This is a genomic window from Pseudonocardia yuanmonensis, assembly GCF_039542425.1.
Lineage (GTDB): Bacteria > Actinomycetota > Actinomycetes > Mycobacteriales > Pseudonocardiaceae > Pseudonocardia > Pseudonocardia yuanmonensis.
Genome location: NZ_BAABIC010000012.1, coordinates 51710 through 65083 on the forward strand (window position 1 = coordinate 51710; position 13374 = coordinate 65083).

Sequence of the window (13374 nt, forward strand, 5' to 3'; positions counted from 1 at the left end):
GCGGAACCGCCGGTCTCCGACGCTTCTCCGGCCCGGACGTGGATCATGAGCGCTACAGCAGGGTGAGCACCGGGTCGTCGCGGTGGATCCGCGTGACGTCCACCGCGCCCGCCGGGTCCTCCCCCGCCTGGGTGCGGTCGGCGACCCGGACGTACTCCCGGCCCCGGTTGGCCGTGTTGCGCAGCCGGATGATGTTGGGGAAGCGGCCGACCGCCTTCATGTCCCCCACCCCCGTCAGGAAGATCAGCTGTACGCCGTTGGCCGCGGCGACCTTGCGCTGCAGGTCCAGGAACACCACGTAGTTGGCCTTGCCGAGCGGGTTGTCGAGGGGCAGCGCGCCCAGCCCCGGCAGGTCCCGGCCGCGGCTCGTGGCGCGCAGCTTCGCGACCATGCAGAACAGCAGCAGCGAGATGGTGACCTTCTCGCCGCCGGACCACTTCCGCATCCGCTCCACCGGCACCCGCTCGAGGGCGAGCGCGGTCGACGGCTTGAGCACCCGCGCCTTCCAGTTGCCGTCGCCGACCACCGCGTTCGTGGCCTGCCACAACAGCTCCTGGCCGCGGGGGACCTCCGCACCCCTGGACGTCAGCAGGTCGACCAGCCGGGCGCAGCGGTCCCGCACCACGGCGTCCGCGGTCTCCACTGCCGACCGCGGTCCGACCTCCAGGAAGCGGTGCCCCGCCCACGGCCCGAGGTTCTCCGGCAGCTCGGACAGCGACTGCGCACGGGCCAGCGCCTTGAGCGCCTGGCGGACCATGCCGGTCATCGCCGTGACGACGACGGACTTGTGCTCCTCGAGCTCCTCCAGCCGGCCCCGCAGGTTCGCCGCGTAGGTCTCCAGCTCGCGGGCGAGGTCCTCCGCCTCCGGGCCGAGCTCGCCGGCGACGTCCGTGACCCGGAACCGGTCCCGCACCGCGGGCTTGACCGCGGCGAACCGGTCCGCCGCCGACCACAGGACGATCTCGCGGGCCACCTTCTCGACGGCGCCCCGGCCGCGACGGACCGCGGCGCCGGCGGCGTCGAGCCGGTCCCGGACGGCCGTGACCTCGGCGGTGGCCTGGTCCACGGTGACCTCATCAGCCAGGACCTCGTCGGCGGTGACCTCGTGAGCGGTGACCTCGTCGGCCTCCGGCGGCGCGACGCCCAGCAGCTGCCCCTGGTGTCCGAGCTCCGACGCCCGTTCGCGTGCCTCCGCCCGGAGCCCGCCGGCCTTCTCGTGCTCGGCGCGGACGCGCTCGGCGGCCGCCCGGTGCCGGGCGTGCTCCTCCGCGGCCCCGTCCGCCAGGGCGAGCGCGGTGGCGGCGTCGGGCGGCGGCGGATCGGGCAGGTCGCCGACGGTCGGGTGGCGGCCGAGCTCTGACTCAGTCAGCGCCACGGCGGACCGGGCGGACCCCACAGCCTCGTCCGCGGCCCGGGCGGTCTGCTCGGCCCGGGCAACGGCGGCGGCGCGGGCCTCGGCGTCGACCGCGTCGGGCCCGTCGACCAGCGCGGTCGCGGCCTCCTGCACCGCCGGCGGGAGGGCGGCGACCTGCTGCGCCGGGACCTCGACGGCCCGGCGCGCCTCGGCGACCGCCGCGACCAGCGCGGAGTCGGAGACCTCGCGCGCGTAGGCACGCCCGGCGCTCTCCCACGCCCGCTGCGCCTCGGCCACCGGCGGGGCGTCCGCGGTATCCGGATCGCCCGCGGACACGTCCAGCCCGTCGCGGGCCTCGCGCAGCCCGGAGACGCTGCGGCGCACCGCGGCCGCCCGCTCCTCCGCCTCCCGCGCGGTCCGCCGGGCCGCCTCCTCCTCGGCGCCGGCCCGCTCGACCTCCCGTTGCGCGGCGTCGATCTCCACCGGCAGGACCTGCGCCCGCTCCCGGGCCTCCTCGGCGGCGACGAGCCGCTCGGCCATGCCGCGCAGCACCGCCCCGGCCACACCGGCCGCCCGTCGGATCGCCTCCGCCGCCTCGCGGCGGTGCTCGCACTCCTGCTCACGCTCGTCGACCGCAGCGAGGTCGACCGCGACCAGCGCGGCGTCCTCGTCCACCCGGCCGAGCTCCTCCGCGGCGGCCGCGACCTCCGCGTCGAGCGCCTCGAGGGTGCCGGGTGGGCAGTCCGCCCGCAGCGCGCGGACGTGGCGGCGCAGGTCGTCGTCCCGCTCCCGGTCCGCCACCAGCGCCGCGTCCCGGGACGCCCGGGCGGCCCGGGCCTGCTCGCGCGCGGCCGTCTCCGCCCCGGCCGCGGCCGGGTCGGTGAGCGCGGCGGCGGGCGTGACCAGCTCGAACCGCGGCGAGCGACTCTCCTGCACGACGGCGTCGAGCTCGGCGGTGGTGGCCAGGACGAGGGCGGTGGTCGGGCGGAGGCCGGCCGCGGCGAGCGCCCGGCGCGCCGTCGGCAGGTCGGCCTCGGCGTGGACGAGCAGGCCCGACGCCAGCGCGGGCGCCGCACGCAGGACGGCCTCGTGCTCCCGCTGGGGGACCGAGTCGGCGAGGTGGCGCCAGCCCGTCGCGACGGCGATCCCCGCGGCCTCCACCGCCTCCTGCGCGCGGGCGAGGTCCAGGGCCGGCGGGAGCAGGCCGGACGTGCCCAGCGCGGCGAGCGCGCGCTCGTCCTCCGCCCCCTCGACCGCCAGCTCGACGCGGTGCCGGTCGGCCCGCGCGATCGCCGCGGTGAGCAGGGCCTCCAGGTCGCCCGCCTCGGTGATCGGGTCCACCTCGTCGCCACCGGCCAGCGCGCGCAGCCGGTCGTCGGCGGCCAGCTCCGCGGCCCGGGCCCGCAGTCCGGCGCGACGCTCGGCGGCCACCCGGTGCCGCTCGGCGAGGGTGCGCCGCCCGGTCGCGAGGGAGTCCGCGGCCGCCCGCAGCTCGTCGCGGCGCTCCCGGAGTCCGGCCCGGTCCTGGAGCAGCCGGTCCAGCTCGGCGGCGGCCTCGGCGTCCGCCGCCCGGTGCCGCTCGACGGCCGCGGCCACCTCCTCCTCCGGGTCGAGGTGCCCCTGCGCGCGGGAGGCGTCGATGCCCGCGTCGAGCTCCGCGAGCCGGGTGCGCAGGGCCGCCAGCTCACCGGACAGCGTGCCCTGGACGCGCGTGGCCGCCCGGGCCCGCTCGCGGGCGGCGTCGGCCGCCGCGCGGGCCGCCGACAGTCGCTCCTCGAGCACCGCGACCTGCTCGGTCTGCTCGGCGAGGGCCGCGTCGAGGCTGCGGGCGTATCGGGCGGCGGCCTCGGCGAGCCTGCGCCGCAGGGGTTCCGCGTCCTCCTCGGCCGCGGCGAGCTGCTCCTCCAACGACCGCACCCGCGCCCGGGCATCGCGGAGCCGGAGCACGTCCACGACCGCGCGCCATGCCGCCAGCTCCGCCCGGGCACGCTCCTGGCCGGCCTGCGCCTGCGCCAGCTCCTCCCGCGCCGCCTCCACCCGGTTCCGCGCGGCGAGCCCGCGCAGCGCCGACTCCAGCTCCTCGGCGGTCGCGGCCAGCCCGCGCAGCTCGGTGAGGTGCGCGGCCAGCTCCTGCTGCCGGTCGGAGTACGCCGCCTCCTCGCGGCGCGCGCGGCCGACGCCCGCCGCGATCGCGCCGGCCAGTCGGGCGGCCCGCTCCTGCTCGGCGCGCTCGGCCTCCTCGGCCCCGGCGAGCGTGGCCCGGCCCTCGGCGAGCGAGCGGAGCAGCGGGGCCGCCTCGGACGCGAACGCCAGGTCCGCGAGCAGCTCGGGCCGCTCGGCCAGCCCGGCGCGAACGCGTTCGAGGATCGCCGACACCTGGCCCGGCACCTCGGGATCGACGATCAGCTCAAGGAGGTAGCGCACGAACTGGTCCGCGTTGCGGAACTGGAACTGCCCCTCGATGCCGCCCTCGGTGGCGTTCATCTGCAGGAGCGCCGTGAAGATCGCCGGGTCGAGGCCGTGCTCGTCGAGGAGCCGGGCCCAGCGGTCCAGCCCGTCCGTGATCGCCACGCCGGCCTGCGGCACCGCGTCCCACGCGCGCACCGCGGCGAGGAAGTCCTTCTGGGTGGCCGGACGCCCGTCGATCTCGAAGGGCAGCAGGTCCAGCTCCGCCCGCCCGGGCTGAGGTCGGAACAGGTACCAGCGGGAGTTGAGCCGGTCGTGGTCGCGGTTCGGATCGGCCGGCTGCGCACGGTCGGCCCACTCGTGGACGGCGCCGGTCACCAGGCGCCGCCCGTCCGGCCCCGACCACTCGACGACGACGTGCGCGGTGTCCGCCCCCAGCACGTAGTCCTCGAGGTGCTTGCCGGTGGCGGCCGTCGCGAGGAAGTCCCGGCGGCGCGGCCGGATCAACGCGCAGACCAGGGAGAGGAGGGTGGACTTCCCGCCGCCGTTGCGCAGCCAGAGGATCGAGTCGAGCGGGTGCCCGTCGCGCTCGTCGGTGAAGTCCAGCGTGACGTCGAGGAACCGCGCCGCGCTCGGGCCGACCCGGTCCAGGCGGACCCGGCTCATCTTCCACATCACCGGGGCCGTCACCGCGCCCGTCCTTCCGTCGCCCGCAGCCCGCGCAACGCGTCGAGGGCCGCGCCGCCGGCCGAGTCCGCGACGAGCAGCCGGAAGCGGTCCGTGAGGTGGTAGACGTCCGGCCCCAGGGTGGTGGCCTCACGCGCCGCGCCCTGGTCGACGAGCCAGCCCAGCGCGTCCTCGATCACCTTGAGGGTGCAGCCGCGGGCGCGCCGACCGGTCTGCGTGGTGATCAGCTGCGGCATGTCGGCGTAGACCTCGGCGGCCGCCCGGGCGCGCTCCTCCGGAGTGCCCTCGCCGCCCTCCTGGCCCTGGAGCGTGCCGATCGCGGAGCGGAGGAACTCGTCGACCTTGACGACGTCGACCAGCTTGGTCTCCGGGTCGTCGAAGTCGACGTCCTGCGGGTACGCGTACGCCGCGATCCCCAGCAGGACCAGGCCGAACACCAGCCGTTCCGCCTGGTCCATCGTGCGCAGGTCGGCGAGCCGGGTCGCGAACGCGCCACCGGGCTCGGGCGCGAGCACGATCCCCGAGCGCGGCGTGCCGAGCACCTCGAGGCCGAGGCCCTCGGCCATCGTGTCCACGACGTCCCGGAAGCGCAGCTCGGACCGGTACCGGTCCAGCAGGGCGCGGTAGTCGCTCCCCTCCACGGGGCGGGAGCGGCGCTGCAGGCCGAACGCCACCAGCTCGGCCGCCGCCCTGACCTCGGTCAGGTCGGCCGCAACGGAACCACTCACCGCGACACCAGCTCCAGTTCGTCCTCCCCGACCTCGTCCTGCGCGGGTCCGGCCTCGTCCGGCCGGACGGCGCGGAGCAGCAGGTCCCGCCCGCGGGCCAGCCGATGGTCGAGGCGCGCTCCGTCGTCCTCGGCCGCGAGCCCGGCGGCCAGCTCGACCGAGCCGTCCGGCTCCTCCTCGTCCGCCACCGGGTCGGGCGCGAACGCCCACAGCGCGGAGAGCAGCACCAGCTCGGCCACCTCGTCCGACCCGCACGCGTCGAGCAGGTCCGACAACCGGGCCGGCACCGCGCGGGCGGTGTCGAGGACGCCGCGCGCCGCCTCGACGACGGCGGCGGGGTAGCGCTGGACGTCCTCCTCGACCGTCTCCTCGAGGGCGGCCTCCTCCGACACCGGCTCGACGGTCTCGCGCTGCCGCGGCGGCGCCCACAGCTGGTCGAGCAGGTCGTCGAACCGGACCAGCCGCGGCACGCTGATCCCGAGCGACCGGTCGGCGAACGCCGTGGTGACCTCCACGGCCTGCTCGCGCGGCAGGTCCAGGGCCGGCCGCAGGAGGTCCTCACCCAGGGCGAGCATCCGCAGCCGGCGGCGCCTGGCCAGCCGCTGCCGGACCTGGGCGGCGAGGAACACCTCGCGGGCGCCCACCAGCCGCCGTTCGAGGTCGAGGTGGACCTGCCGGACCCGCCCGAGCAGGTCGACGATCCGCCCGGACGCCGCGCGGACGTCGGCGCTCGTCTCGGCGTCGAGCCCGCTCTGCACGTGCTCGAGGAACCGGTCGTCCTCCGCGATCCGCTCCTCCACGTGCCGGCGGGCGATCGCGAGCCGCTCGGGCACGTCGACCAACCAGTCGTGGGTGCCGACGTCCCGCCGGGTCGCGTCGAGCAGCTCCGACAGCGTGGCGGCGATGCCGACGGAGGTGCGCTCCGCCTGGGCGGCGGTGCGCACGGCGGCGTCGAACCGGCGGTCGTCCAGCTGCCGCTGCAGCACGTGGGCCAGGGCGCGGTCCGCGTCCTCCAGGTCGACGTCGAGCCCGTGCAGGAACAGCGTGATCGCCTGGTCCGACGCGACCAGCACCGGCCCGTACTCCGCGTCCCGCAGCGAGAGCAGCCGGAAGCTGTAGGGCTCGCGCGCCACCCGCTCGCCGGAGAGGTCGGCGAACCAGTAGGTGAAGCGGCGGTGCTCGTGCGCCTCGTTGAGCAGGCCCTTCAGTACCACCTGCGCGACGTCCCGGGCCTGGTGCGCGCGGTCCGGCCGCATCCGGGCGGCCAGGGCCGTCAGGTCGTCCGCGACCTCCTCCAGGGTGGCCTCGCGGGCGAATCCCATCGACCCGACGACCAGGTCGACGGCGGCCAGCGCGAGCTGCCGGAGGTCGAACAGCTCGTCGTCGATCCCGGCGTGCGCGGCGTTGCGCACCAGCCGGGCGATCGGGTCCGTGAGCGCGAGCGCACGCCACCGCGCCCGGGCGGTCGCGTCCGCCGCGGGCGACACGATGGCGCCACCCACCCTCCCGGCCGTCATGGTCGTCGACCTTAGAAGGGAGCACCGACAGAAACTCTCAGGCCCCTCTCACCTGGGACCGGGACACTCGGAGGGGAACCGGAAAGGAGACCGCCGTGATCGCCTCCCTCCTCGGGCTGCTGCTGGTGCTGTTCCAGGTGGTCCTGCTCGCGCGGGTGGTCGTCGACTGGATCGGGGTGCTCTCCCCCGGCAGCGGCGGCTCCGCCCTCTACCAGGCCCGCCGCGTGACGCACGGCATCACCGAACCCGTGATCGCGCCGGTCCGCCGGGTCGTGAAGCCGGTCAACCTGGGCGGGATCAGCCTCGACCTCGCCTTCATCATCGTCTTCGTCGGCGTGCTGATCCTGCGCACCGCGATCGTCCCGCTGATCCCGTTCTGACGCGGGCCGTGCGTCGGCGCGCCCGCATACCCCACCCCCACCCGGGTAGGCGGGGACCATGACCGACCCGCAGAACCCCGAGCACAGCAGGGCCGAGGACGAGCCGGCGCTGCCCGACGACCCCGTGGACCAGGACGCCGAGCCCACGATGACGGCGCCGCCGGAGGACCGGCCGGACGGCGGCACGCAGGATCCGCACGGCGACAGCCCGGACGTGGCCGACGCCGACGGCGAGGGCTGACCCGCACGTATGCCTCCGGCAGGCACCCGGAACCGCGCCGGAATCCGGCGGATCCCGGGCGCGCAGGACCGGATCAGCCGGGCTGCGGGGACTCCTCCCCCGGCAGCAGCACCCGGGCGAGCCTGCGGATGCGCTCCGGGGTGACCCGGCCCTGTCTCGAGTCCCGCTCCACCCGGAAGCGGGCGGCGCGGACCTGGCGCGCGGTCACCTCGGTGACCACGTGCCCGTCATCCTGGTCGGCCATCGTCGTCCTCCGTGTCGAGCACGAACACCTCCCGGGCCGCGCCCGGTGGTTCCGGCGGCGCGAAGGCCCGGTCGAGCTCGTCCAGGATAGCGTCGACCCGCTTCGCGTAGCGCCGGTTGAAGGCGTACCAGTGCCCGGCGATCCGCCGCTCCTCCAGCATGTGCCGCGCGGCCTCCGGCGCGACCTTGCCCTCGACGACCCAGTCGTAGACCTGGCTGCACCAGCCGAGCAGGGCGGTGTCCTCCTCGCGGCGCCGCTTGCCCTCGCCGACCAGGATGTTGGCCAGGGCACCGAGCAGCGCGCCGAGGAGCCCGCCCAGGAAGCTCATCCACGTCGCACCCATCGACGCGGACGCTAGCGGGCCCCACCGACGAAACCGGCGAACCCGGCGGCGCGCCGCCCGGCGGGGCCGGGACGCCGGCCCCGCGGGGCCGGCGTCCCCTCACCCGTGCCGCTTCAGCTCGTGGAAGAACCCGTCCACGACCTGCAGCTCCCCCGCACGCACGACCTGGTCGTACACGTACTTCCCGACGGCGAGGTCCAGCACGCCGAGCCCGAACGGCGAGAAGACCACCGTGCCCTCGGCCGGCACCGACACCCTGCGCTCCAGGACGTCGTCCAGCGTCCCGGCCAGGAAGTCCCGGTGTCCGAGCCGCTGCTCCACGAGGTGCGGCGAGGTGTCCGCCTTGAGGCAGTGCTCGACGTCGTCGACGTAGTTGGTCGCGGCCAGGAGGATCTCCGGCGCGAGGTCGCGCAGGGACACGTGCAGGACCAGCGGCCCGTGGTCGAACCACGACACCTCGGTGACGTGCGGCGTCCCGGCGATCGTCGCGAAGACGACGAGGTCGCTGTTCCGGATGAGCTGCTCGGGGGTTTCGTGCAGCGTGATCCGGCCCGGCGTGCCCGTGCGCTCGAGGTGCCCGCGGAAGCCGGCGGCGCTGTCCGCCGAGAGGTCGAACACGCCGATCTCCTCGAACTCCCAGCCGGTCCCGGCGAGGAAGGTCTGGATGTAGCGCGCGATCAGGCCCGTGCCGAAGAAGCCGACCCGGGTGGGCCGCTTGCGCCCCTCGCTCAGCCGCTCCGCCGCCAGCGCCGCCGACGACGCCGTTCGGGTGGCGCTGATGATCGAGCTCTCCATGCAGGCGAACGGGTAGCCGGTGTCGTGGTCGTTGAGGATCAGTACCGCCGAGGCGCGCGGGATCCCGGCCTGGACGTTGCCCGGGAAGCTGGAGATCCACTTCAGCCCGTCGACCGGCGTGGGCCCGCCGAGCGAGGCCGGCAACGCGATGATCCGCGAGGTCGGCCGGTCCGGGAACCGCAGGAAGTACGAGGGCGGGTTGACCGTGTCCCCCGCCCCGTGCAGCCGGTAGGTGGCCTCCACCAGGTCGGTGATCTCCCGTTCCCGGCCCTGCAGCGCCTGCTGGACCTGCGCCCCCGACACCACGGCGAAGGGCGGCACGGTGAGCCCGGCGCTCGCAGGCGCCGCAGCGGGGTCGACGGCGGTCACTGGGCACCCGCCGTGGGGGCGCAGTCGGCGAGCTTGACCGAGTCGGCGAGCCCGACGAGCACCTGCCGGTCGCCCTGGTAGGCCTCGCGGCTGTGCGCGCACCGGACGTTGTCGACGAGCAGCAGGTCCCCGGCCTGCCACGGCTCGCGCAGCGTGTGGGCGGTGTAGACGTCGTTGATCAGCGCGATCACCTCGGGGCCGATCGGTTCGCCGTTGCCGAACCGGGTGGTGAAGGGCAGGCCGTCGGGCCCGTAGGTGTCGACGAGGAACTCCCGGACGTCCGGGTCGAGGGTGAACTCGTTGAGGAAGGCGATCTGGTTGAACCAGCAGCGCGCCCCGCTGACCGGGTGCCGGACCACGGCGAGCCGGCGCTGCCGGGTCTTGAGGCCGCCGTCGGAGGTCCACTCGAACTCGATCGCGTTGGCGCGGCAGTAGGCCTCGACGGCGGCGCGGTCGTCCGTGCCGAAGGCGTCCGGCCACGACGCGCCGATCTCGTCGTTGTAGGTGCGGGTGAGCATCCAGCCCTCGCGCTCGAACCGGGCGACGAGGTCGGCGGGCAGCGCCTGCAGCACCGCGGCGGCGTCGGAGACCGTGGTGGCCCCGCCGGCCGCGGGCGGGCTGAGGCACGCGAACAGCATCAGGCCCGGGAACTCGAGCGTGTAGCTGAGCTCGTGGTGCATGCACATCTGCTGGTTGGCGGGCCAGGCGGTCGAGGAGTGCACGCCGTCGCCGAAGTGCTGCCGGGGTGCGAACGCCTCCCGCTCGCCGAGCAGCTGGTTCGTCAGACCGCGGAAGACGGCCGCCGTGGCCGCCCAGTCCTGCAGGCCGAGGCCGCGGACGAACAGGTGCCCGTACTGCGCGACCAGGTTCCGGACGGCGTCCCGGTTCTCCGCGGCCCACCCGGCGGGTCCGGAGGGGGCGGTCGTGGTCAGGACGACGGGCCCACCGGGGCGCTGCGTGAGGTCCAGGGCGGGTGCGGGCTGGGTCATCTCGGTGTCCTCTCGAACGGTGTGGACGCGGAGGGGTGTGATCAGGAAGAGGGCGCGCGGACGGCGTCGAGTACGACCGCGGCCGCCTCGTGGGGCCGGCTCCGCAGGAAGTGGTGCCCGCCCCCGTCGAGCTCTCGGGTCTGCACCTCCCCGGCGAGGAGCTCCCAGTCCCGCCGCCGGGTCTCGTCCGCCGTGCTCGGGTCGTCGGCGGCCCGCACGACCAGGACCGGCGCGGTGATGCGCATCCCGGAGCCGGCCGCGTCGGCCAGGTACCGGTGCGCCTCGATGCAGTCGTGGCGGTAGGCCGCCGCGACCCGCTGGGCGCCCTCCGCGTCGAGCTGGCCGAGCTCGGGGTACAGACCGGTCTCGCGCAGCCGGTCGACGAGCGCGGCGTCCGACCGGCCGGACAGCTCGACGATGCCGTTCCGCCGGGTCGTCGGGTCGCCGAGCTGCTGCGAGGACAGGACGACCAGCTCGACGGCGACGCCGCGCTTCGCCAGCTCCTGCTCGGCCGCGACGGCGAACGCCGAACCCGAGGAGTGTCCCCACAGCAGCACGGACGTGAGCCCCTTGGCCGTGATCTCGGCGGCGACGCGGTCGACGATCCGGGCGAGCGGGGCGAACTTCTCCGTGGTGGACGGGTCGTGCCCGGGCGGCTCGACGCCGTACACGGTCAGCCCGCCGAGCTGGGCCGCGAGCGGCCGGAAGTTGACGGCGTTGCCGCCGGCCGGCGGGAAGCAGACCAGCGCCCGCGCCGGGTCACCCCCGGTGGCGAGCGGCTGCAGCAGCTCCGCGGGCCCCTGCGGGGCGGCGGCTTCGGCGGCACCGGCCGGCTCGAGCAGCGTGGCCAGGTCCGCGAGCACCGGGTTGCGGGTGATGTCCTTGAGCGACACCGCCCGGTCCAGCGCGACCGCCAGCTTGACCGCCGAGAGCGACGAGCCGCCGCGGTCGAAGAAGTGGTCGTGGCGCCCGATCTCCGCCTCCGGCACGCCCAGGATCTGCGCGAACGCCGCGGCCAGTCGCCGCTCCGCCGGGGTCGCGGGCGGCTCCTGGTCGGTCGGCGCCGGCTCCTGGGCCAGCTCGGCCGCGAGCGCCGTCAGGACCTTCTTGTCGATCTTGCCGTTGGCCGTGAGCGGCAGCGGCTCCCGGCGGTGGAACGCCGCGGGGACCATGTACACCGGCAGCGTGCGGGCCAGGCCGTCGCGCAGCAGGTCGACCGGCAGGTCCTCGGCCGCGGCGTAGAAGGCGACCAGCTGCGCACCCGCACCCGGCCGCTCGGCGACCACGACCGCGCCGTCGCGCACGCCGGGGATGCCCAGCAGCGCGTTCTCGATCTCGCCGATCTCGATGCGGAAGCCCCGGATCTTGACCTGGCTGTCCCGGCGTCCGAGGAACTCGAGCTTGCCCTCCGGCGTCCAGCGGCCGTAGTCGCCGCCGCGGTAGAGCCGCTCCCCCGGCACGTGCGGGTCGGTCAGGTAGACCGCGCGCGTGCGCTCCGGGTCGTTGACGTAGCCGCGGCCGACGCAGACCCCGGCGAAGCAGATCAGGCCGGGGGCGCCGAGCGGGACCGGCTCGAGGTTCTCGTCGGTGACGTAGACACGTACGTTGCGCACGGCCGGGCCGAGCACGACCTTGGCCGGCGCGGACCGCATGACCTCGTGGTTGGTGTCGTCCGAGGTCTCGGTCAGGCCGTAGGCGTTGACCAGCGCGACGCCCTGCACCTGTGCGAAGAACCGCTGCGCGAGCTCGGTCTTGAGCGCCTCGCCGGTGGCCGACACGCATCGCAGGTCCGGCAGTGTCCGGCCGGTGCGCTCCAGGTAGGACAGCACGACCTCGAGGTAGGACGGCACGACCTGCACCACCGCGACCCGCTCACCGACGAGCGTGTCGACGAACCGCTCGACGTCCAGGATCGCGTCCTGCCCCACGACGACGGTCCGGCCGCCCACCAGCAGTGCGGACACCAGCTGCCACAACGAGATGTCGAAGCACTGCGGCGCGGTCTGCGCGACGACCGCGCCCTCGGCGATCTCCAGGTCCTCGATCTTGGCGAGCAGGTGGTTGAGCATCCCGGCGTGCTCGCACATCGCACCCTTGGGCTCGCCGGTGGAGCCGGAGGTGAAGTAGACGTAGGCGGCCTGGTCGGGCCCGACGGCGACGCCGAGGTCGGACCCGTCGGACTCCTCGGCGAGCGCGGTGTCGAGGGTGAGCACGCGAACCTCGGGCATCACGGCGAGCGCGCGGTCCAGCGACTCCGTGCTGCCCGGCTCGGTGACGACGAGCGCCGCCTCCGCCCGGGTCAGCGTCTTGCGGATGCGCTCGTCCGGGAAGCCCGGCTCGATCGGCAGGTACACCCCACCCGCCTTGAACACGGCGAGCACGGCGGTCATCCAGTCGAGGTTGCGCTCCATCACCACGCCGACGACGCCCTCGCGCTCCAGCCCGCGGGCGAGCAGCGCCCGTGCGAGGCGGTTGGCGCGGTCGTTGAACTCGGTGTAGGTCCAGCGCACGTCGCCCTGGACGGCGGCGAGCGCGTCGGGGTGCCGCCGGACGCGCTCCTCGACCAGCTCGTGGAAGCGCCGGTCGGGCAGCGGCCGGCGCGGGCCCGCGAGGCCCTCGAGCTGGTACGTGCGCTCGTCGCGCGACAGCAGGGTCGACGCCGTGTGGTCGGCCTCGGGGTCCTCGGCGAGCTGCGCGAGCGCGGCGACGTGGTAGCCGGCGATCCGGGCACCCGCGGCGGCGTCGAGGACCTCCGTGCGGTGCCGCAGCTCCAGTCGCCCGTCGCGGACGCCGACGGTGAGCACGACCTCCCCGGCCGGCTCCGGCGCAGGGCCCGTGGGGTCGAGGACGGTCTCGAACACCGGCCCGGCGACGCCCAGCTCGGCACGCAGCGCGTCGACCGGGAAGTCCTGGTGAGCACGCAGCTCGGCGACGGTCTTCTCGGCCGCCGTGAGCAGGGCGCGCCACGGGCCGGGCTCCACGGCGAGCCGCAGCGGCAGCGGACCCGCCGGGGTCATGATCCCGGTGACGGTCTCGGGCTCGCCGGACAGCGCGGCCAGCACCTTCGCGTGCGCGGCGATCAGCGCGGCCTCGGTGACGGGGCCCGGCAGGGCCGGCTCGACGGTCGCGACACCCGGGCGCGGCTCGCGGGTCCACCGCGGGACCGTCGTGTGCCCGCCCGCGGTGAGCGCGGCGGTCCACCAGACGCGGGCCGCGCTGCCGGGGGCGCAGGTCGGGGCGGCGGTCGGCGAGGTCATCAGGCTCTCCCGGGTGATCATCGGGGTGGTCGTGGGGGTGATCGGGGTGGTCATCGGGCGGGCT

General features: G+C 75.7%; 10 protein-coding genes. 2 read left to right on the top strand and 8 right to left on the bottom strand.

Annotated elements, in window-relative coordinates; translation table 11 throughout:
• Window positions 1-52: 52 nt before the first annotated feature.
• From ABD990_RS18490 to ABD990_RS18500, 3 genes are read right to left on the bottom strand one after another with little or no spacing between them, the layout of a single operon-like run.
• On the bottom strand, window positions 53-4450 hold the full coding sequence (locus ABD990_RS18490; protein ID WP_345381816.1) for a hypothetical protein: 4398 nt from the start codon (window positions 4448-4450) through the stop codon (window positions 53-55).
• A complete protein-coding gene (locus ABD990_RS18495; protein ID WP_345381817.1) occupies window positions 4447-5175 on the bottom strand; it encodes a hypothetical protein in 729 nt (242 codons plus the stop codon). Before ABD990_RS18495 ends, ABD990_RS18490 begins: the two co-directional genes overlap by 4 nt.
• Window positions 5172-6692 carry a hypothetical protein gene (locus tag ABD990_RS18500; RefSeq protein ID WP_345381818.1) on the bottom strand — a complete coding sequence of 507 codons (1521 nt, stop codon included), beginning with the start codon at window positions 6690-6692 and terminating at the stop codon, window positions 5172-5174. Before ABD990_RS18500 ends, ABD990_RS18495 begins: the two co-directional genes overlap by 4 nt.
• A 95-nt stretch (window positions 6693-6787) precedes the next feature.
• Between ABD990_RS18500 and ABD990_RS18505 the strand changes: the two genes are divergently transcribed.
• Together ABD990_RS18505 and ABD990_RS18510 are read left to right on the top strand one after the other, a co-directional pair.
• On the top strand, window positions 6788-7072 hold the full coding sequence (locus tag ABD990_RS18505) for a YggT family protein (protein ID WP_345381820.1): 285 nt from the start codon (window positions 6788-6790) through the stop codon (window positions 7070-7072).
• Window positions 7073-7130: 58 nt separating this feature from the next.
• Window positions 7131-7313: a hypothetical protein gene (locus ABD990_RS18510; protein WP_345381821.1), complete on the top strand. Its 183-nt coding sequence runs from the start codon at window positions 7131-7133 to the stop codon at window positions 7311-7313.
• Between the two features lie 73 nt (window positions 7314-7386).
• Here the strand turns inward: ABD990_RS18510 and ABD990_RS18515 are convergent, their stop codons facing one another.
• From ABD990_RS18515 to ABD990_RS18535, 5 genes are all read right to left on the bottom strand, one after another.
• Window positions 7387-7557 carry a hypothetical protein gene (locus ABD990_RS18515; protein WP_345381822.1) on the bottom strand — a complete coding sequence of 57 codons (171 nt, stop codon included), beginning with the start codon at window positions 7555-7557 and terminating at the stop codon, window positions 7387-7389.
• Window positions 7541-7900, bottom strand: coding sequence for a hypothetical protein (locus ABD990_RS18520; protein WP_345381823.1), 360 nt, complete (start codon window positions 7898-7900; stop codon window positions 7541-7543). The genes ABD990_RS18515 and ABD990_RS18520 overlap by 17 nt, the downstream gene beginning before the upstream one ends.
• A gap of 99 nt (window positions 7901-7999) precedes the next feature.
• Window positions 8000-9064: a 2,3-diaminopropionate biosynthesis protein SbnB gene (sbnB, locus tag ABD990_RS18525; protein WP_345381824.1), complete on the bottom strand. Its 1065-nt coding sequence runs from the start codon at window positions 9062-9064 to the stop codon at window positions 8000-8002.
• Window positions 9061-10053, bottom strand: a complete 993-nt coding sequence (locus ABD990_RS18530) for a TauD/TfdA family dioxygenase (RefSeq protein WP_345381825.1) — start codon at window positions 10051-10053, stop codon at window positions 9061-9063. Before ABD990_RS18530 ends, sbnB begins: the two co-directional genes overlap by 4 nt.
• Window positions 10054-10094: 41 nt before the next feature.
• Window positions 10095-13364 carry a non-ribosomal peptide synthetase gene (locus ABD990_RS18535; RefSeq protein ID WP_345381826.1) on the bottom strand — a complete coding sequence of 1090 codons (3270 nt, stop codon included), beginning with the start codon at window positions 13362-13364 and terminating at the stop codon, window positions 10095-10097.
• Between the last annotated feature and the right edge of the window lie 10 nt (window positions 13365-13374).